This is a genomic window from Enterococcus alishanensis (genome assembly GCF_019218635.1).
GTDB lineage: Bacteria > Bacillota > Bacilli > Lactobacillales > Enterococcaceae > Enterococcus_A > Enterococcus_A alishanensis.
Map to the genome: position 1 here is coordinate 62,342 of NZ_JAHUZB010000008.1, position 19,654 is coordinate 81,995.

Here is a 19,654-nt window from a genome sequence, read left to right on the forward strand (position 1 = left end):
TTGTTTTTTTACAAAAACAAACATATTTTACAAATGTAAAAAGAAAGCAGGGATGTCATTGGCTGAACGAGATGAACTACTTTTAAAAATTGCCCTTTTATACTACGAAGAAGAAATTACCCAAAGTAAAATTGCCGAAATGTTAAATTTATCACGACCGACTGTTGCCAGTATGCTAAAAGAAGCTCGACAAAAAGGTATCGTAAAAATCATGATTCAACATGCCGAACATGATTTACTCCAAAAGCAAGCTAGTATTCGGAAAAAATATCATTTGCAAAATTTAGAAATCGCTACATTAACAAATAGTAATCAAAAAGATATTAAAGCCATTGCTGGAGAATTATGTACCAACTTAATTGAGCCTTTATTGCCAAAAATTAAAAATCTTGGTTTGGGCTGGGGAACGACTGTTTATCAGTATGTGACACAAGCCAATTATCTGAATTTACCTGATATGAAAATCATCCCTTTAATAGGTGGTGTTGGTTTATCACATGTTAAATATCATTCTAATCACTTAGCTTTTATGTTATCGCAAAAATATCATTCTGAGGTTTCATATTTTTATGCACCAGCAATTGCGGAAAGCTTAGAAGTGAAAGAAACGTTATTAAAAACTAATATGCTGAAAGAAATTTTAACAGCAGGTAAAAATGTCGATCTAGCTATTTTAGGGATTGGGAATCCAATTTTATCTTCTACCTATCATCAGTTAGGCTATATCGATCAAACTGATACCGAAATTCTTGCCAAAGAGAAGGCCATTGGCGATATTGGTAGTACATTTTTTGATAAAAATGGAGCTCCAGTATTTACTGACTTATCTGAAAGAATGATTGGTCTTTCTTTAGAGGATATTCGAAAATTAAAAAGAGTTGTTATTATTGCTACTGGAGAAGAGAAAGCAGAGAGTATTGAAACACTCTTAAAAATGGGATTTGTGACTGATTTAATTATTGATGAAACGATTGCTGATTATTTAGACCAAACAAAAAATCCAACGGACTAACCGTTGGATTTTTTAAATGTTTCATGTGAAACGTTTTTTAAACTTCGACTTTTGCAATCCGACCATTTTCAACATATACCATTAAAATACTGATATCAGCTGGATTCACACCACTAATTCGGCTTGCTTGAGCAATCGTTTCTGGTTGGATTTTTTGTAATTTTTGTTTAGCTTCAGTTGCTAAACCATTAATTGCTTCATAGTCAATACGTTCAGGAATTCGTTTAGCTTCCATCCGTTTTAATTTTTCAACTTTTTCTTGCGCCTTTTTAATGTAGCCTTCATATTTGATTTGGATTTCAACCTGTTCGATTTCTTTGTTATTTAATGAATCATTAGCTTCAATAAATTGCATAATATCAGCATAAGAAATTTCTGGTCGACGTAAGAAATCAGCTGCTAAAACACCATCTTTTAATGGCGCACTACCTTTTTCTGCCAAGAACGCTTGTACCTCTGCAGTTGGTTTGATTCTCGTTTTACTTAATCTAGCAATTTCAGCTTCAACATTGGCTTTTTTAATTAAGTAAGCTTGGTATTCTGCTTCATTAACTAAACCAATCTCATGACCAGCTTCGGTTAAACGTAAATCAGCATTGTCATGACGTAAAATCAAACGGTATTCTGCCCGAGAAGTCAATAAACGGTAAGGTTCATTGGTTCCCTTAGTCACTAAATCATCGATCATTACACCAATATATCCATCACTACGTTTCATCGTAAACGGATCTTTTCCTTGTACTTTTAAAGCGGCATTTATGCCAGCAATCAACCCTTGTCCAGCTGCTTCTTCATAACCACTCGTCCCATTGGTTTGACCGGCAGTATAAAGATTTTCTACTACTTTAGTTTCTAATGTGGGACGTAATTGATGAGGTGCTACCATATCATATTCGATTGCATAGCCTGTTCGCATCATTTCAGCATTCTCTAAACCTGCTACCGAATGTAACATTTCATTTTGAACATCTTCTGGTAAAGAAGTCGATAAACCTTGCACATAGACTTCTTCCGTATTTAAGCCCTCAGGTTCTAAAAATAATTGGTGACGATCTTTATCGGCGAAGCGAACGATTTTATCTTCAATCGATGGACAATAACGAGCACCCACACCATCAACTATTCCAGTAAACATTGGTGCACGATGTAAGTTTTCTTGAATAATTTGATGACTCATCGGATTTGTGTAAGTTAACCAGCAAGGAACTTGTTCTTGATTATAAGCACTATCTGGTGTGCCAAAGCTAAAATGATTTGGTGCCAGATCTCCAGGTTGAATTTCTGTTTTTGAGTAATCAATCGTACCAGATTTCACCCGTGGTGGCGTACCTGTTTTAAAACGATGAATTTCAAAGCCTAATTCTTTTAAATGATCCGAAAGCTTAATTGATGGTTGAGAATTATTAGGACCAGAAGAATATTTCAAATCACCAATGATAATTTCACCTCGTAATGCCGTTCCTGCTGTAATAATCACAGCATCGGCACTATAAGATGCTCCAGTTGAAGTTACTACACCTTTAACAACATTATCTTCGACGATTAAACGATCAACAATTCCTTGTTTTAAAGTTAAATTGTCTTCTTTTTCAATCGTGTGTTTCATTTCATTGGCGTAAGCATATTTATCCGCTTGTGCTCTTAAAGCTCGCACAGCTGGACCTTTACCAGTATTTAACATCCGCATTTGGATATAGGTTTTATCAATATTTTTACCCATTTCGCCGCCTAGTGCGTCAATTTCTCTGACTACCACTCCTTTAGCTGGTCCACCGATAGATGGATTACAAGGCATAAAAGCCACCATATCTAAATTAATTGTCAGTAATAACGTTTTTGCGCCCATCCGTGCGGCTGCTAAAGCTGCTTCCGAACCAGCATGTCCAGCACCGACTACGATTACGTCATATTTGCCTGCTTGATATTCCATAGATTTCTCCTTTAATAAACTTATTTTCCTAAACAAAATTGGCTGAATAATTGTGTAATCAGCTCATCTTGGACACTATCACCGACAATTTCGCCTAAATAATCCCAGCAACGGGTCATATCTATTTGAACCAAATCAACTGGCATCCCCATGGCAATCCCATTTTGAACTTCTTTTAAGGACTGTTGAGCATTTTCAAGTAGGGCAATATGACGAGTGTTAGAGACGTAAGTCGCATCTTTTTCACCTGTTTGACCACCGAAAAATAATGTTGAAATAGCTTCTTCCAGTTTGTCCAAACCATCATTTTCTAAAACAGAAATCGCAAAAATTTGATCGGTTGGTAATAGATTTTCTAAGTTAATGGGATCCATTTGACTAGGCAAATCGGTTTTATTTAACAAAATAATTCGTTTTAAGCCTTTTGTTGCCATCAATAGCGCTTCGTCTTCTTTGGTTAAAGCTTCACTTTGGTTTAAGACCAATAAAATCAAGTCTGCATCTTTCAACGCTTTACGACTACGTTCTACGCCAATTTTTTCCACCACGTCTTCAGTTTCACGAATGCCTGCAGTATCGATTAATTTTAATGGCACACCGCGTACGTTAACATATTCTTCAATCACGTCGCGGGTTGTTCCGGCAATCTCAGTAACGATGGCTTTTTCTTCGTGGAGTAAATAATTTAACAAGCTAGATTTGCCGACATTTGGGCGACCGATAATAGCAGTGTTTAACCCTTCTCGTAAGATCTTTCCTTGTTTGGCATTTTGTAGTAACGCTTCAATTTGTTGTTCCACATATTGCGTTTTTTCCAATAATAATCGGGTTGTAACTTCTTCTACATCATCATATTCAGGATAGTCAATGTTTACTTCCACTTGTGCCAATGTTTCTAAAATTTCTTGGCGTAAAGTACGAATTAATTTTGATAAGTTACCATCAAGTTGATTAATTGCCACATTCATTGCTTTATCAGTCTTAGCACGGATTAAATCCATAACTGCTTCTGCTTGAGATAAATCCACTCGACCATTCAAAAAGGCTCGTTTGGTAAATTCTCCCGGCTCTGCTAAACGTGCACCCGAACGTAAAATCAACTGCAATAATTGATTCACTACCACAATTCCGCCATGACAATTAATTTCAACAATATCTTCACGGGTAAAAGTTTTTGGCGCTCGCATCACGCTAACCATGACTTCATCTACCACTTGTTTCGTTTGCGGATCAATCATATGACCATAATGAATCGTGTGACTTGCTACCTCTTGTAAATTTTTACTACCACTTTTATATAATTTGCTGGCGATTTCTACCGCATCATCGCCGCTTAAACGGACAATACTGATGGCCCCTTCACCTGGTGGGGTCGAAATTGCTGCAATTGTATCGAATTCTAAAGTAATCTCTGCCATTGTCTTTCTCCTTTTATGTAATTAACGGCACAAAAAAAGTGCCCACTCCACCCCTTCAATTGAGCTGGATAGCACTTTGACTGCTACATATTAAATTCAGTTGCTAGATTAGCATAATTTTTGTTACTTTTCAAGAATTGCCACCGGTATTTTTATTTTGTTTAAGAAAGCTTTTGTTGTCGCTGATAAAAATTGCGGGCTTTTTCTAGATGTAAATCTAAAATGATTTGATAAAAATGAGTTTCAGAAGTTGGAATTTCTCTCATCATTAACATAAATTGTTCAATCTTCTTTTGATAATTAGGAAAGTCGAAATAAAGATTGACTAAATTGGTGATAAATTTTAATTGTAAAAGCAAATATAAGTCATCACTCTCACGCAGCATTGTTTGATAATCCTGTAAGGTTTCTTTTGCAGAAGTTAAATCATTAAGAATAAGTAAGCTTTGCAAACGATTAAAATACAAATCAGCACTTTCTTGATAATAGATTTTACTATCCAATATTAGGTATTTGGCTAATTCTTGATTGATCCGGTGAAACATTTTTTTTGCATCTGTCTTATCTCCTTCAGTCAACGATAGTAAGACTAATTTCGCTAGTTTGATCTCCTTTAAGGTCCACATTTTAGCATTTTCTAGTTCTGCTGTTATTTCTCTAAAAGGATCTCGCGAAAAACGATAAAAATTCGTATGAGTCAACAAAACCAGTAAATAAGCATGAATGGCATCGTAACGAATTTCTTTTTGGGGACTATCGCTATTTTCTAAATAAAATTGATAAAGAGCTTCAAACTGTCCTTTTTTATATAATTCATCCACTTTATTTGCTGCAGTTCCTTGCTGAAAGTTCTCAAATTCTTGGTATGAGATGTTCAAATTATTTAATAATCCAACAAATTTTGTAACAGTTACATCATGTTTTCCTGCTTCAAAATCACTATAAAAACTTTTTGAAACCACCCCTGAATAAACTTCTTTTTGTGTTAACCCTTTTTTCTTGCGTATCTCTTTAATTATAGACCCTTGCACACTTACAACTCCTCAAAATTCCGGTATACAGGAATTATAGCGAAATCTTAGTATCACCACCATGGTAATCTTGAAAAAACAGCGAACTGGAGGAATTTATTATGTATTTAAAATTAATTGGTGCAGGATTTGGTTTGACTTTATTAATCAGTATTTTTACAGCATCAGGAGCCATTCTAGGATTAAATGAGTCAGGTTTAATTCTATGTCAAATAGGTGCTTTTCTAGTAGCTGCTATTATTTTGACATTGTTTATGAAGAAAAGAAAATTAACCAATTTTGGTTTTCAAAAAATGAAGATTGCTAGAAAAAATTGGCTGTTCATGTTCATAATTATTTTGATTCAACCACTTGTTTTGGGTCTACAATCTAAACTATCTTTTTCGCTTTTAGTTCTCATGTTACTTCAAATGATTTTAGTTGGTTATGTGGAAGAAGTCTTATTTCGAGGTATTTTTTATTATTATTTACAAGCAAAAGGAACCATAATTTATCTTTTGTTTTCAAGTTTAGTTTTTGGTTTATTACACTTTGCAAGTAGTTTAAATCCTGATACTGCTCTGATTTTAGTTGTTTTACAGGTCATAAATGCATTGTTATTAGGGTTGGTTTTTGCAGTTCTTTACCTCAGTAGCAAAACAATTTATTTAAGTATAATATTCCACACTTTATTTAATTTATTGGCTGTCATCAGTAACCCCGGTTCAATTAACCAGAATATACTAGCTGTTTCTTTATTAATCATCAGCTATATCATTTATCTATTAACCCAAAAAAATAAGCGTTTGAGCCCCCGTTAAGGACTCAAACGCTTTTTCATTTTAGAAATATTTTTTGGCCGGTTCAACAACCAAATAACGATAAGGCTCATCGCCTTCTGAGTGGGTCTTGATGTAGTCATCTTGGCCCAGAACGGAATGAATCATTTTCCGTTCAAAAGCTGGCATTGGTTCTAGGAAAACTGGTCGACCAGTTTCTTTGACCTTTTCAGCAGTTCTTTTAGCTAAACGAGTCAAAACTTCTTGCCGTTTTTCACGATAGTTACCAACGTTTACTATCACTGACAATTTATTCTTAGCCGCTCGATGAATAAATACTTGCGCTAAATATTGCAAAGCATTTAAAATCTTGCCGTGTTTACCAATTAACATCCCTTGTTTATCTGTTTCCAGATCCATTACGATTAAACCGTTGTTTTCATGTTTTACTTTAACTAAAGCTGGAACGCCCATTTCACGAGTAATATTTGTTAAATATAGCGCCAATTCAGTTAATGCTTCATTATCTTCTAGTTCAGTTAACTCTGATGCGGTTGATTTTTGACTGGCAGCTTCAATCGCCACTGGAATTTCATCTTTAACGGCATTGTCAGCTTCAACAATTGTTTCCACGACTTCTTCTACCGCTTCTGCTACTTCTTCCGCTACCGTTGGTTCGATTGAGACTTGCGCATTTTTTCTACCAACACCTAGAAAACCTTTCTTTCCGACCGATAAAATTTCAATTACTGCATCAGCTTTAGACAATCCTAAAGACCGTAACCCATGCATAATTGCTTCATCAACAGTTGGTCCTTCATAGACAGGCATCAAGACCCCTCCTTATTTCTTTTTCTTCTTCTTAGGATTTTTGGCTCTTTCTAAAGCCCGTTCCTTGTCACGAATTCGCTTTGCTTCTGCTCTACGCTCTTGACGAATTTTAAATGGATTGTTAATCAACAATGTTTGTACCACTTGGAAAGCATTCGAAATTACCCAGTAAAGAGTTAGCCCGCTGGCTAAATTCAACGCCATCACAAAAATCATTACTGGCATCGCAAAGTTCATGATTTTCACCGAAGCATTGACTTCGATCTGACTCATACTTGATAAATACGTACTTAAAAATGTAAAAACTGCCGCTAAAACAGGCAAAATGTAAAATTGATCGTGTTCAGATAAATTCAACCATAAAAACTGTCCTTGGCTTAAAGCTGGTACTCTTAAAATGGCTTGATACAAGGCCATCATTACCGGCATTTGCACTAATAATGGTAAACAACCAATATAAGGATTAACATTATTTTCGGCATATAATTTTTTCTGTTCTGCTTGCATCTTTTGTTGTGTTGCTGTGTCGCGGGCAGAATACTTTTCTTGTAATGCTTTAATTTTTGGCTGAAGCTCTTGGGTCTTCCGCATACTTTTTGTTTGGAAGTGCATTAATGGTAATAAAATAATACGAATGATTATTGTAAATAGGATAATCCCTACCCCGACATTACCAAATGACAATCCTTTAATCGCTTCACCAAAATAATAAACGATGTAACGACTCCAGATACCAGTACTATTTTGATCGACTGTCCCAGTTCCACAGGCCGATAATAATAATACTAGCGCTAATAGACTCATCGCTAATACTATTTTCTTGTGTTTTTTCTTCACTAATTCTGTTTCCTTCCTATTTAATTATTTTCGCTAGTTTTAAGACATGGATCAGATTCGAACGGATTTCCTCATGATGTAAATCTCTTGTGCTAGGTCGGGCAATAATAATAAAATCAACCGATGCAATCTCAGGCTTTAATTCTTGTAACACTGCCCGAATTTGTCGTTTGATCCGATTACGATTGACGGCATTACCAACTTTTTTGCCCACCGATAGACCCACACGAAAATGAGTTTGATCAGAATCTGCTAGACGATAAACGACAAATTTACGATTTGCACACGAGTCCCCTGTATCGAACACTCTTTGGAAATCCTTTTCTTTTTTGACACGATACGATTTTTTCATCTAGTTTCCTTCACTTCTCTTAAATCTAATACTTCCCAATAATACCATATTTCCATTTCAGGAATCAGCTTTTTTAATAGAAATCCTTGATCTTAAAAAAGCCAAAAAATACAAAAAAAAACCACTGATTCAGCAGTGGTTTAAGCAGAAAGTACTTTTCTTCCTTTGCGACGACGTGAAGCTAAGACCCGACGGCCATTTTTTGTGCTCATACGTTTGCGGAAACCGTGAACTTTCTGACGTTTACGTTTATTTGGTTGGTAAGTTCTTTTCATTAATTACACCTCCGTTGTTTCAGTACATAGACATACCATAGTAGTATAACGACTCTTATAGAGGTTTGTCAATCAAGAATTTCAGAAAAAATAATTGATTTATCCACATTTTCTGGGTATAAAAAAAATTTTTTTGTGGAAAAATCAGCGAGTATTTTTTCTTTTTTAGCTTTTTCCGAAAAATTATCCTCAGGAAAAACATCTCTGAATAATCTATACACAAGGTGGATAACTTTTGTGGATAACTTTTATTTGTGCTTTCTTTATAGGCTTTATAAAATATTATACGTTGTGAAAAAAATGTGTATATTCATTTTTTATCCACAATTATCCACAAAGAAAATCATTTTCTTTTTTTACAACTGTGAAAAACTTGACTGAAAACTTATCCACTGTGTGTATAACTAAAAAATATTAGTGTTTCTTACTTTGTCTGTGGAAAACTTCTTAAAAAAATGATAAAGTAATTCTGTCTGAATTTTTTTATTAGGAGGCGACATCTTTGACCTCAGTACAAGATCTGTGGAAGGAATTAAAAGCTAGCTACAAAGAGGACTTGAATCCTGCTAGCTATGACGCATGGATAGAAACCGCAAATCCATTGTCTTTAGATAATCAACAATTAACGATTGAAGTAACTAGCGATCTTCATAAAACCTATTGGGAGAAAAATCTAGCAGCAAAAATCGTTGAAATCGGTTATAAGATAACCGGTGAAGAAATTATGCCTATTTTTGTTACACCAGATCAAGCACCACAGGTAAGTATTGCTAAAAAAGTAGAACCAGAAATACCGGCTGCCAAAAGTACTGTGAAAAAAAGCATGCTGAATCCTAAATACACGTTTGATACGTTTGTTATCGGAAAAGGCAATCAAATGGCTCATGCTGCTGCCCTAGTTGTTGCTGAATCACCAGGATCTGTTTACAATCCGCTATTTTTCTATGGTGGTGTTGGTTTAGGAAAAACCCATTTGATGCACGCCATTGGTCATCAAATGCTTGAAATCAATCCAGAGGCAAAAGTTCGCTATGTCTCCAGTGAAACTTTTACCAATGATTTCATTAAATCTATTCAAAACAAAACATCTGAGGAATTTCGGCAAGAGTATCGTAACGTTGATCTATTGTTAGTCGATGATATTCAATTTTTTGCTGATAAGGAAGGAACACAAGAAGAATTTTTCCATACCTTTGAAAATCTTTATAATGATAGTAAACAAATTGTTTTAACGAGTGATCGTTTACCTAATGAAATTCCAAAGCTGCAAGATCGGTTAGTTTCCCGTTTTGCTTGGGGCTTATCAGTGGATATTACACCACCAGATTTAGAGACTCGAACAGCCATTTTACGGAAAAAGGCCCAAGCGGAGAATTTAGAAATTCCTGACGATACTTTAAGTTATATTGCCGGTCAAATTGATTCCAATATTCGTGAACTAGAAGGTGCTTTGGTTCGTGTTCAAGCTTTTTCAGCGATGAACAAGACTGAAATTACAACAAGTGTGGCGGCAGATGCCCTGAAAAGTTTAAAAGGAACTGGAAATACACAATTGTCCATTAGTAAAATCCAAGATGAAGTGGCAAAATATTACCACGTCCATGTCAAAGATTTAAAAGGGAAAAAACGTGTCAAAACTATCGTTGTGCCACGCCAAATTGCTATGTATCTATCAAGAGAAATGACGGACAGCTCGTTGCCAAAAATTGGTGCTGAATTTGGTGGGAAAGATCACACAACTGTGATTCACGCCCATGAGAAAATTGCTCAGTTAGTAAAAAAAGACAATCAATTCCAACAAGAAATTGCTGAATTGAAAAATCTACTCTTAAATTAGCTGTGAATAAGTGTGGAAAAATTAAATTTTTATGCACAGCTTTTCCACATGTTAAAAACCTTGTAGAATATAGCATTTTTTAAGTTTTCCACATGATACACAGGACCTACTACTATTACTATTAATTTTACTAATAAATAAATATATAAGGAGTCACAACCAAATGAAATTTACAATCAATCGTTCTCGCTTCATTCAAGAGCTACAAACAGTCCAAAGAGCTATCTCTTCTAAAACAACCATTCCGATTTTAACTGGGGTAAAAATTGTTTTAACCAGTGAAAGTTTAAATCTGACTGGGAGTAATGCTGATATTTCAATCGAAACTTTTTTAGCTGTTGATGATGAGAAAGCTCAAATGATGGTTGAATCACCTGGAGAAATTGTTTTACAGGCACGTTTTTTCAGTGAAATTATTCGTCGTTTACCAGAAGATACCTTTACTTTAGAAGTTTTAGATAACTACCAAGTAGCAATTACTTCAGGTGCAGCTGAGTTTACCGTTAATGGTTTAGACGCCGATAATTATCCACACCTACCTGTTGTGGAAGAACAAAATCAATTAAAATTACCTGTCCACATGTTGACAAAGTTAATCAGCGAAACTGTTTTTGCTGTTTCTGCTCATGAAAGTCGACCAATTTTAACTGGGGTTCACTTTACTTTAGATAATGGTCAATTATTAGCGGTTGCTACTGACTCTCATCGCTTAAGTCAAAGAATTGTACCCATTGAAAATGCGACAGCTGATTTTAATATCGTGATTCCTGGTAAGGCATTAGTGGAGCTTTCTCGTTCACTACCTGATGAAGAAGCTGAAATTGAAGTTTCAATTATGGATAACCAAGTTTTATTTAAAACACCAACTATGTATTTCTATTCTCGTTTGTTAGAAGGAAATTATCCTGATACCAATCGTTTAATTCCTAACAGTTTTAACACTGAAATTAATTTTTCTGGACCAGCTTTATTAGCAGCAATTGAACGGGCATCGCTACTTTCTCATGAAGGCCGCAATAATATTGTTCGTCTAGCCATCAATGCAGATTCAGTGGTTCTATTTGGGAATTCACCAGAAATCGGAAAAGTTGAGGAAGAATTGGTTTATGAAGAAGTTACTGGTGATCCATTAGAAATTTCATTTAATCCAGATTATATGAAAGCCGCTTTAAGAGCTTTTGGTGATATGAGTATTAAAATTCGTTTCATTTCGCCGATTCGTCCATTTACTTTAGAGCCAACTGAAGGAGAAGCGTCATTTATTCAATTAATTACTCCAGTTCGAACAAACTAAGCTAAGAAATAACTTAGTTAGAAACAAATGTTATTCATTTGTTCCACAAATTTCTTGAAAATATTCTAAAATAAGAAAAACGAGAGTAAAAGGTCTTAAATTTAATTTTAAGACCTTTTACTCTTTTCTAAGGAAAAAACCTTAAAACGATCAAAATTGCTTAAATCGAAAAATAAGCTAGCTAAATTTGTTTTATCCTTAGAAAAAGGGTATAATATAGAGGTGTTTCTGAAATGAAAATGAGGGATGAATGTGAAACAAAAAATTTTTCTAGAAACAGAGTACATGACACTTGGCCAGCTGTTAAAGGAGATTAATCTAATCTCTAGTGGTGGACAAGCGAAATGGTTTTTAGCAGAAGAAACAGTCTTTGTAGATGGTGAACCAGAAAATCGCCGCGGTCGAAAGCTCTACTCGGGAATGATGATTGAGATTCCTACAGTAGGTACTTTTTTTATGACCAGAGATAAAAAAGATGCAGCTGAATAAGCTAGAACTGACAAATTATCGAAATTACGCTTCGTTAAGTATGGAATTTCCTAACCGATTAAATATTTTCCTAGGTGAAAATGCTCAAGGAAAAACTAATTTATTGGAAAGTATCTATGTTTTGGCTTTAACACGAAGCCATCGTACCAATAGTGAGCAAGAATTGATTGGTTGGCAGGATGATTTTGCTAAAATTGTTGGCCGAATATCACGAGGAAGCTCAGAAGTTGAATTGGAGTTACAGCTAACAAAAAAAGGCCGTAAGTCAAAAGTTAATCATATCGAGCAAAAAAAACTCAGTAGTTATATCGGTCAGTTAAACGTGATTTTATTTGCGCCAGAAGACTTGTCTTTAGTCAAGGGTTCGCCGCAAGTCAGACGTCGTTTTATTGATATGGAATTAGGGCAAATCAATCCGATCTATTTGTATGATTTGGCGCAGTATCAACAAACTTTAAAACAGAGAAATCTATATTTAAAGCAATTGTCAGAAAAGAAAGCCAATGATGAGATTTATTTAGACGTTTTAAGTGAACAACTAGTCGATTTTGGCAGTAAAGTTTTGGCACAGCGTTTGAAATTCATTAAACAGTTGGAATACTGGTCAAATGAATTGCATCAAAAAATTACCAATAAAAAAGAACAGCTTCGGCTGGCTTATCAAGCGAGCTTTCCGATTGACTCGGAAGATCCAACAATTATTGCGGAAGTTTTTTTAGCAGAGTTAAAGAAAAATCGCAGCCGTGAATTATTTAAAGGGAACACTTTTATTGGACCACATCGTGATGATTTGCATTTTTTTGTGAATGATTTAGATGTCCAAGTTTATGGTTCTCAAGGGCAACAACGAACGACCGCATTAAGCGTTAAGCTTGCAGAAATTGATCTAATGAAACAAGAAACGGGTGAATACCCTTTGTTATTACTTGATGATGTGATGAGTGAACTAGACGACAGCCGTCAAATTCACTTACTAGAGACGATTGAGAATAAAGTTCAGACGTTTTTAACAACGACAACTTTAAACCACGTTAAAGGCAAATTAACGGTTCATCCAGACATTTTTCAAGTATCTAATGGTCAGATTGAAAGGAAAGAGAATTAAATGGCAGAAGAAGAAAAAAGTTTACAAGAACGAGCGCTTGAATACGACGCCAGCCAGATTCAGGTTTTAGAAGGCTTAGAGGCCGTTCGTAAGCGTCCAGGTATGTATATTGGTTCTACTTCAACGGAAGGTTTACATCACCTTGTGTGGGAGATTGTCGACAATTCGATTGATGAAGCTTTAGCAGGTTTTGCCACACATATTCATGTGGTGATTGAAGCAGATAATAGTATCACTGTCAGTGATGATGGCCGAGGAATTCCGGTTGATATCCAAGCCAAAACTGGTCGACCAGCGGTTGAGACAGTTTACACTATTTTACATGCTGGCGGTAAATTCGGCGGTGGCGGATATAAAGTTTCTGGTGGTTTGCATGGTGTCGGAGCGTCAGTAGTTAATGCTTTATCTAGTAGCTTAGATGTCCGTGTTTTCAAAAACGGCAAAATTTATTTCCAAGAATATCGTCGTGGTGCAGTAGTTGACGATTTAAAAGTTATCGGTGAAACGGAAAAACATGGGACTCAAGTTCATTTTATTCCCGATACTGAAATTTTTACTGAAAGTATTGTTTTTAATTTTGATAAATTAGCAACACGGGTAAGAGAACTAGCCTTTTTAAATCGTGGTTTAAAAATTTCGATTGAAGATAAGCGTGAAGAAACACCTGTCTTGAAAGAATACCATTATGAAGGCGGAATTAAGAGCTATGTTGAGCACTTAAATGCTAGTAAATCAGTTATTTTCCCAGAACCAGTTTTTGTTGAAGGTGAACAGCAAGATATTATTGTAGAAGTAGCTATGCAATATACCGACGGTTTCCATACAAATATTTTAAGTTTTGCTAATAACATTCATACTTATGAAGGTGGGACTCATGAGTTTGGTTTCAAAACAGCCTTGACTCGGGTCATCAATGACTATGCCCGCAAACAAAAAATTATGAAAGACAATGATGAAAATCTTTCTGGTGAAGATGTTAGAGAAGGGTTAACTGCGGTTATTTCTATCAAGCATCCAGAACCACAATTTGAAGGACAAACCAAGACTAAATTAGGTAATTCTGAAGTTCGAACCGTAACCGATCGTTTGTTCTCGGAAAATTTCACGAAATTCTTGATGGAAAATCCTTCTATCGGTCGTCAAATCGTTGAAAAAGGTATGTTAGCGGCTAGAGCGCGTTTAGCTGCCAAAAGAGCCCGTGAAGTGACTCGCCGTAAAGGTGCCTTAGAAATTTCTAACTTACCTGGGAAACTGGCTGATTGTTCATCAAATGACCCAGAAAAATGTGAATTATTTATCGTCGAAGGAGATTCAGCCGGTGGATCAGCTAAACAAGGTCGTGACCGAGAATTCCAAGCAATTTTGCCAATTCGCGGAAAAATCCTAAATGTTGAAAAAGCCTCCATGGATAAAATTTTAGCCAACGAAGAGATTCGTTCTTTATTTACTGCAATGGGTACCGGTTTTGGTGCCGATTTTGATGTAGCTAAAGCTCGTTATCATAAATTAGTTATTATGACCGATGCTGATGTCGATGGTGCCCATATTCGGACCTTGTTATTAACGTTATTTTATCGTTACATGCGCCCAATTGTTGAAGCAGGTTATGTCTATATTGCACAACCACCTTTATACGGAATTAAACAAGGAAAAAATATTACGTATATTCAACCAAGCAAAAATGCTGAAACTGAATTACAAGAAAAAATCGATGCTCTACCAGCTTCACCAAAACCAAACGTCCAACGTTATAAAGGTTTGGGAGAAATGGATGATCATCAACTATGGGAAACTACGATGGATCCAGAAAATCGCTTGATGTTACGAGTGAGTGTAGAAGATGCGATTGAAGCCGATCAAGTTTTTGAAATGTTGATGGGCGATCGGGTAGAACCACGCCGGGCCTTTATTGAAGAAAATGCCCACTATGTGAAGAACTTAGATATTTAATGAGGAGGATCAATTTTGGAAGATAGAAGAGAGAATATTCAAGACGTCAATCTAACCAGTGAAATGCGAGAATCCTTCATTGATTATGCCATGAGTGTGATTGTTGCCCGTGCTTTACCAGATGTGCGGGATGGATTAAAACCAGTTCACCGTCGTATTTTATACGGTATGAATGAACTAGGAGTGACACCTGATAAGCCTCATAAAAAATCAGCTCGGATTGTCGGCGATGTAATGGGGAAATATCATCCCCATGGTGACTCAGCAATTTATGATTCAATGGTACGGATGGCGCAACCTTTTAGTTTCCGTAATATGTTGGTAGATGGCCATGGAAACTTCGGTTCAGTCGATGGTGATGGTGCAGCAGCGATGCGGTATACGGAAGCCCGTTTAAGTAAAATTGCGATGGAAATGCTACGAGACATCAATAAAGATACAGTTGATTTCCACGGTAACTACGACGATAGCGAACAAGAACCAGATGTTTTACCAGCTCGTTTTCCGAATCTTTTAGTCAATGGAGCAACTGGGATTGCCGTAGGGATGGCGACTAATATTCCACCCCACAATTTGCGAGAAGTCAGTCAAGCAGTGGGTTTATTGATGGAGAATCCGGATGCAACAACAGCTGAATTAATGGAATGCGTTCCTGGACCAGACTTTCCAACAGGTGGTTTGGTGATGGGAAAATCCGGCATTCGCCGGGCTTATGAGACAGGTCGCGGTTCGATTACAGTTCGAGCAAAAGTTGAAATTGTTGAACAAAAAAATGGTAAAGAAAGAATTTTAGTCACTGAATTACCATATATGGTCAATAAAGCGAAATTAATCGAACGAATTTCTGAATTGCATCGTGACAAACGGATTGAAGGAATTACTGATTTACGAGATGAATCTTCTCGTGAAGGTATGCGGATCGTGATAGATGTCCGCCGTGATATGAGTGCATCAGTTATTTTGAATAATTTGTATAAATTAACATCATTACAAACATCATTTAGCTTTAACATGTTGGCGATTGAAAATGGCGTACCAAAAATTTTAAACTTAAAACAAATTTTGGTGAACTATATTGAACATCAAAAAGTAGTTATTATTCGTCGGACTAATTTTGATAAACGCAAGGCTGAAGCAAGAGCACATATCTTAGAAGGATTAAGAATTGCGCTAGATCACATTGATGAAATTATTGCGATTATTCGTGGTTCTGAATCAGATGATGTAGCAAAAAGTACCTTAATAGAACGCTTCGAATTGTCTGATCGACAAGCACAAGCAATCCTAGATATGCGTTTACGCCGTTTAACAGGCTTAGAACGTGAGAAAATAGAAAATGAATACCAAGAGCTGCTGAACACAATCAGCGACTTAGAAGACATTTTAGCCCGTCCTGAGCGAGTGATTGAAATCATCAAAACTGAATTAGGAGAAGTTTCTCAAAAATATGGTGATGATCGCCGAACTGAGTTATTAGTCGGAGAAGTATTAAGTTTAGAAGATGAAGATTTAATTGAAGAAGAAGATGTCGTGATTACATTAACCAATAATGGTTATATTAAACGAGTAGCGTCAAGCGAGTTCAGAGCCCAACGTCGTGGCGGCCGAGGTGTTCAAGGAATGGGCATTCATGATGATGACTTTGTTAAAAATCTTGTCTCATGTTCAACTCATGATACGCTGTTATTCTTCACTAATACTGGTAGAGTCTACCGCGCCAAAGGGTACGAAATCCCTGAATACGGTCGAACTGCTAAAGGGATTCCAATCATTAATTTATTAGAAGTTAATTCTAATGAGACCATTCAAGCAGTCATTGCAGTTTCTGGACAATCGGATAAAGATCATTTCTTATTCTTTGTTACTAAGAAAGGGACAGTAAAACGGACAACGGTTAATGCTTTTTCTAACATTCGCAGTAATGGTTTAATTGCGATTGGCTTGAAAGAGGAAGACGAATTAGTTAATGTTTTACAAACCAATGGGGAAGAAACAATTATTTTAGGTACCCATGCTGGTTACTCAGTGACCTTTAAAGAAGTCAATGTTCGAGATATGGGCCGAACTGCTAGTGGTGTTCGTGGTGTTCGTCTAAGAGATGACGATTACGTAATCGGCGCGGCAGTCTTGAAAGAAGATCAAGAAGTTTTAGTCATTACTGAAAATGGATATGGTAAACGTACTAAAGCTTCTGAGTATCCAATCAAAGGTCGTGGTGGTAAAGGAATTAAAACGGCTAATATTACTGCTAAAAACGGACCATTAGCTGGTTTAACTAGTGTCAGTGGTGATGAGGATATTTTATTAATTACCAATAAAGGTGTGATTATACGCTTTGATATAGCAGCTGTCTCTCAAACTGGGCGGGCAACTTTAGGTGTACGCTTAATGAAGATGGAAGACGATGCAAAAGTAGTCACCATGGCAATTGTGGAAAAAGAAGAATTGATTGAAGAAACCGATTCAACTGAAGTGATTGAAACAATTGAAGAAAATTCGGATTCACAAGAATAAAAAAATAATTTTTTCAGCTGGGAATTAAATTTTTCCAGCTGTTTTTTTGTACTTTTCAGACAAAACTTTTATTACTAGCATGAGCTTATTTATGGTCTAAAATTAATTATAGTGTGGCAAATCCGCTGTAAATTAGCCACTGAGAAATAATTATTACCAGGAAAAAAGTGAGTAGAGAGATTTATTTAAAACAAATGCTACAGAAGAATTTAAGGAGTATTTTACAGAAACAGAATGACAAAGACTAATGAAACGTTATATATTACTGGTTTTATTTTATATAATGGTTAATCAGATTGGTAAACGGCTGATTGCTTATTTTTAGAAATGTTTATTTTTACGTGATTAAATAAAAATAATTTGATTGTTTTTCGTATCTTATTTATGAAACTTGATTTTTGCAAGAGCAAAGTGTATAATGAATGATTGTGAGTATCTATATTTTTAGATAACTCTCCTTACTCTTAAGAAAGCTTAAGGGTCCAAAGTCCATAGGGAGGTGAAAATCAATGAACACGAAGTATGAAATCACATACATCATTCGTCCAAACATTGATGAAGAAGCAAAAACTGCTTTAGTAGAACGTTTTGATACGATCTTAAAAGATAACGGTGCCGAAGTTATCGATTCTAAAGATTGGGAAAAACGCCGTTTAGCGTACGAAATTAACGGCTTCAATGAAGGTATCTACCACATCATCAATGCAACTGCTCCAACTTCAGTTGATGCATTAAACGAATTTGATCGTCTTGCAAAAATCAATGACGACATTATCCGTCACATGATCGTTAAAATTGAAGAGTAATTGTTTCACGTGAAACAGTTAAAGAGAGAGGAGCTGGCTTTACTTGATTAATAATGTTGTTTTAGTAGGTCGTTTAACTAAGGATCCCGATTTACGCTATACATCTAGTGGTCAAGCTGTAGCAACTTTTACCGTAGCGGTTAATCGTAATTTTACGAACCAAAGTGGTAATCGTGAAGCAGACTTTATCAATTGTGTAATTTGGCGTAAAGCAGCTGAAAATTTTGCGAACTTTGCTCGTAAAGGTTCACTTATTGGTGTGACTGGTCGAATTCAAACGAGAAATTATGAAAATCAACAAGGACAAAAAGTTTATGTAACCGAAGTGGTTGCAGACAATTTCCAAATGTTAGAACCGCGCGGAGCGAATGAGCAACGCCAACCAAATCCTAACAATAATATTGGTAATACTGCGAATGCTGGTGGCAATAATTTCAACAACAATTTTGATCAAGGACAAGCACCACAACAGTCAGCAAATAACAGCATGCCGAATTTCGATCGTGACAGTGATCCATTTAGTGGTTCCGCGATTGATATTTCAGATGATGATTTACCATTCTAACAATTGATAGGAGGGAAACAGGATGGCACAACAAAGAAGAGGTCGCAAACGTCGTAAAGTAGACTATATTGCAGCGAACCATATTGAATATATTGATTATAAAGATACTGAATTATTAAAACGATTCATTTCAGAACGTGGTAAAATTTTACCTCGTCGTGTAACAGGCACAAGCGCTAAAAACCAACGTAAAATTACTATCGCAGTTAAACGCGCTCGTATTATGGGTCTTTTACCATTTGTTTCAGAAGAATAAATTAAAAATAATGAAGATTAGCTGAAAAGCTAATCTTTTTTCTTATATCTTTTTATTATTTATGATATAATTTATAAGAAATCAGAAAATAGAAAAGAGGAAAAATAATGAAATTTAGTGCTCGCAATCAAATTAAAGGTAAAATCACTAATATTAAAGAAGGTGCCGTAAATGGTATCGTAACAATCGAAATTGCAGATGGACAAGAGATTGTTTCATCAATTACTATGGATTCAATTAAATCTTTAGGATTAGAAGTTGGAAAAGAAGCTTATGCAATTGTCAAAGCAACATCAGTAATGGTTGGCGTTGACGAATAATATGCAGACAGGAATCGATTGGCTCGTTGCTAATCGATTCTTTTTTTTGAAAATAATTGTAAGTTTCACGTGAA

Annotated in this window: 19 protein-coding genes; 12 read left to right on the top strand and 7 right to left on the bottom strand. The window is 35.7% G+C overall.

The features are described from left to right. The first annotated feature begins 58 nt into the window (after positions 1 to 58). A complete protein-coding gene (locus KUA55_RS15980) occupies positions 59 to 1,012 on the top strand; it encodes a sugar-binding transcriptional regulator (RefSeq protein ID WP_218327396.1) in 954 nt (317 codons plus the stop codon). A 37-nt stretch (positions 1,013 to 1,049) separates the two neighbouring features. Here the strand turns inward: KUA55_RS15980 and mnmG are convergent, their stop codons facing one another. From mnmG to KUA55_RS15995, 3 genes are all read right to left on the bottom strand, one after another. After that, positions 1,050 to 2,942, bottom strand: a complete 1,893-nt coding sequence (mnmG, locus tag KUA55_RS15985) for a tRNA uridine-5-carboxymethylaminomethyl(34) synthesis enzyme MnmG (RefSeq protein ID WP_218327397.1) — start codon at positions 2,940 to 2,942, stop codon at positions 1,050 to 1,052. Positions 2,943 to 2,962: 20 nt separating this feature from the next. Then, on the bottom strand, positions 2,963 to 4,360 hold the full coding sequence (mnmE, locus tag KUA55_RS15990; protein WP_218327398.1) for a tRNA uridine-5-carboxymethylaminomethyl(34) synthesis GTPase MnmE: 1,398 nt from the start codon (positions 4,358 to 4,360) through the stop codon (positions 2,963 to 2,965). 161 nt (positions 4,361 to 4,521) lie between these two features. Continuing rightward, positions 4,522 to 5,391 (bottom strand): helix-turn-helix domain-containing protein, encoded by an 870-nt coding sequence (locus tag KUA55_RS15995; protein WP_218327399.1) that lies wholly within the window; start codon positions 5,389 to 5,391, stop codon positions 4,522 to 4,524. Positions 5,392 to 5,492: 101 nt separating this feature from the next. On the opposite strand from KUA55_RS15995, the gene KUA55_RS16000 reads away from it, so the two are divergent. Next, on the top strand, positions 5,493 to 6,191 hold the full coding sequence (locus KUA55_RS16000; protein WP_218327400.1) for a CPBP family intramembrane glutamic endopeptidase: 699 nt from the start codon (positions 5,493 to 5,495) through the stop codon (positions 6,189 to 6,191). Between the two features lie 21 nt (positions 6,192 to 6,212). Here KUA55_RS16000 and jag read toward each other — a convergent pair whose 3' ends face one another. The 4 genes from jag to rpmH form a co-directional block, all read right to left on the bottom strand. Beyond that, a complete protein-coding gene (jag, locus tag KUA55_RS16005) occupies positions 6,213 to 6,980 on the bottom strand; it encodes an RNA-binding cell elongation regulator Jag/EloR (RefSeq protein ID WP_218327401.1) in 768 nt (255 codons plus the stop codon). A gap of 12 nt (positions 6,981 to 6,992) precedes the next feature. Further along, on the bottom strand, positions 6,993 to 7,784 hold the full coding sequence (locus tag KUA55_RS16010) for a YidC/Oxa1 family membrane protein insertase (protein ID WP_218327428.1): 792 nt from the start codon (positions 7,782 to 7,784) through the stop codon (positions 6,993 to 6,995). A gap of 49 nt (positions 7,785 to 7,833) precedes the next feature. After that, the gene (gene rnpA / locus KUA55_RS16015) at positions 7,834 to 8,169 is read right to left on the bottom strand and encodes a ribonuclease P protein component (RefSeq protein ID WP_218327402.1); all 336 of its coding nucleotides are present in this window, start codon (positions 8,167 to 8,169) and stop codon (positions 7,834 to 7,836) included. A 140-nt stretch (positions 8,170 to 8,309) separates the two neighbouring features. Further along, the gene (gene rpmH / locus KUA55_RS16020; protein ID WP_002293121.1) at positions 8,310 to 8,444 is read right to left on the bottom strand and encodes a 50S ribosomal protein L34; all 135 of its coding nucleotides are present in this window, start codon (positions 8,442 to 8,444) and stop codon (positions 8,310 to 8,312) included. 520 nt (positions 8,445 to 8,964) lie between these two features. On the opposite strand from rpmH, the gene dnaA reads away from it, so the two are divergent. The 10 genes from dnaA to KUA55_RS16070 all read left to right on the top strand — a co-directional run bounded on the left by dnaA (position 8,965) and on the right by KUA55_RS16070 (position 19,580). Further along, positions 8,965 to 10,281, top strand: a complete 1,317-nt coding sequence (gene dnaA, locus KUA55_RS16025; protein WP_425514627.1) for a chromosomal replication initiator protein DnaA — start codon at positions 8,965 to 8,967, stop codon at positions 10,279 to 10,281. A gap of 163 nt (positions 10,282 to 10,444) precedes the next feature. Continuing rightward, positions 10,445 to 11,575, top strand: coding sequence for a DNA polymerase III subunit beta (dnaN, locus tag KUA55_RS16030; protein WP_218327404.1), 1,131 nt, complete (start codon positions 10,445 to 10,447; stop codon positions 11,573 to 11,575). Between the two features lie 252 nt (positions 11,576 to 11,827). Then, a complete protein-coding gene (gene yaaA, locus KUA55_RS16035) occupies positions 11,828 to 12,064 on the top strand; it encodes a S4 domain-containing protein YaaA (protein ID WP_218327405.1) in 237 nt (78 codons plus the stop codon). After that, positions 12,051 to 13,169, top strand: coding sequence for a DNA replication/repair protein RecF (recF, locus tag KUA55_RS16040; protein WP_218327406.1), 1,119 nt, complete (start codon positions 12,051 to 12,053; stop codon positions 13,167 to 13,169). The genes yaaA and recF overlap by 14 nt, the downstream gene beginning before the upstream one ends. Continuing rightward, positions 13,170 to 15,119: a DNA topoisomerase (ATP-hydrolyzing) subunit B gene (gene gyrB, locus KUA55_RS16045; protein WP_218327407.1), complete on the top strand. Its 1,950-nt coding sequence runs from the start codon at positions 13,170 to 13,172 to the stop codon at positions 15,117 to 15,119. 15 nt (positions 15,120 to 15,134) lie between these two features. After that, positions 15,135 to 17,633 carry a DNA gyrase subunit A gene (gyrA, locus tag KUA55_RS16050; protein WP_281419050.1) on the top strand — a complete coding sequence of 833 codons (2,499 nt, stop codon included), beginning with the start codon at positions 15,135 to 15,137 and terminating at the stop codon, positions 17,631 to 17,633. A gap of 509 nt (positions 17,634 to 18,142) precedes the next feature. Beyond that, complete coding sequence (rpsF, locus tag KUA55_RS16055) at positions 18,143 to 18,439, top strand: 30S ribosomal protein S6 (RefSeq protein ID WP_218327408.1); 297 nt, start codon at positions 18,143 to 18,145, stop codon at positions 18,437 to 18,439. 43 nt (positions 18,440 to 18,482) lie between these two features. Next, positions 18,483 to 19,004 carry a single-stranded DNA-binding protein gene (gene ssb / locus KUA55_RS16060; protein WP_218327409.1) on the top strand — a complete coding sequence of 174 codons (522 nt, stop codon included), beginning with the start codon at positions 18,483 to 18,485 and terminating at the stop codon, positions 19,002 to 19,004. Positions 19,005 to 19,026: 22 nt separating this feature from the next. Then, positions 19,027 to 19,260: a 30S ribosomal protein S18 gene (gene rpsR, locus KUA55_RS16065; protein ID WP_218327410.1), complete on the top strand. Its 234-nt coding sequence runs from the start codon at positions 19,027 to 19,029 to the stop codon at positions 19,258 to 19,260. A gap of 107 nt (positions 19,261 to 19,367) precedes the next feature. Then, on the top strand, positions 19,368 to 19,580 hold the full coding sequence (locus tag KUA55_RS16070) for a TOBE domain-containing protein (protein WP_218327411.1): 213 nt from the start codon (positions 19,368 to 19,370) through the stop codon (positions 19,578 to 19,580). The last annotated feature ends 74 nt before the right edge of the window (positions 19,581 to 19,654 follow it).

Coding starts and splice junctions, on each gene's coding strand:
- mnmG (WP_218327397.1), bottom strand. CDS start 2,942: ATGGAATATCAAGCAGGCAAATATGACGTAATCGTAGTCGGTGCTGGA.
- mnmE (WP_218327398.1), bottom strand. CDS start 4,360: ATGGCAGAGATTACTTTAGAATTCGATACAATTGCAGCAATTTCGACC.
- KUA55_RS16000 (WP_218327400.1), top strand. CDS start 5,493: ATGTATTTAAAATTAATTGGTGCAGGATTTGGTTTGACTTTATTAATC.
- jag (WP_218327401.1), bottom strand. CDS start 6,980: ATGCCTGTCTATGAAGGACCAACTGTTGATGAAGCAATTATGCATGGG.
- KUA55_RS16010 (WP_218327428.1), bottom strand. CDS start 7,784: ATGAGTCTATTAGCGCTAGTATTATTATTATCGGCCTGTGGAACTGGG.
- rnpA (WP_218327402.1), bottom strand. CDS start 8,169: ATGAAAAAATCGTATCGTGTCAAAAAAGAAAAGGATTTCCAAAGAGTG.
- rpmH (WP_002293121.1), bottom strand. CDS start 8,444: ATGAAAAGAACTTACCAACCAAATAAACGTAAACGTCAGAAAGTTCAC.
- dnaN (WP_218327404.1), top strand. CDS start 10,445: ATGAAATTTACAATCAATCGTTCTCGCTTCATTCAAGAGCTACAAACA.
- recF (WP_218327406.1), top strand. CDS start 12,051: ATGCAGCTGAATAAGCTAGAACTGACAAATTATCGAAATTACGCTTCG.
- gyrB (WP_218327407.1), top strand. CDS start 13,170: ATGGCAGAAGAAGAAAAAAGTTTACAAGAACGAGCGCTTGAATACGAC.
- rpsF (WP_218327408.1), top strand. CDS start 18,143: ATGAACACGAAGTATGAAATCACATACATCATTCGTCCAAACATTGAT.
- rpsR (WP_218327410.1), top strand. CDS start 19,027: ATGGCACAACAAAGAAGAGGTCGCAAACGTCGTAAAGTAGACTATATT.
- KUA55_RS16070 (WP_218327411.1), top strand. CDS start 19,368: ATGAAATTTAGTGCTCGCAATCAAATTAAAGGTAAAATCACTAATATT.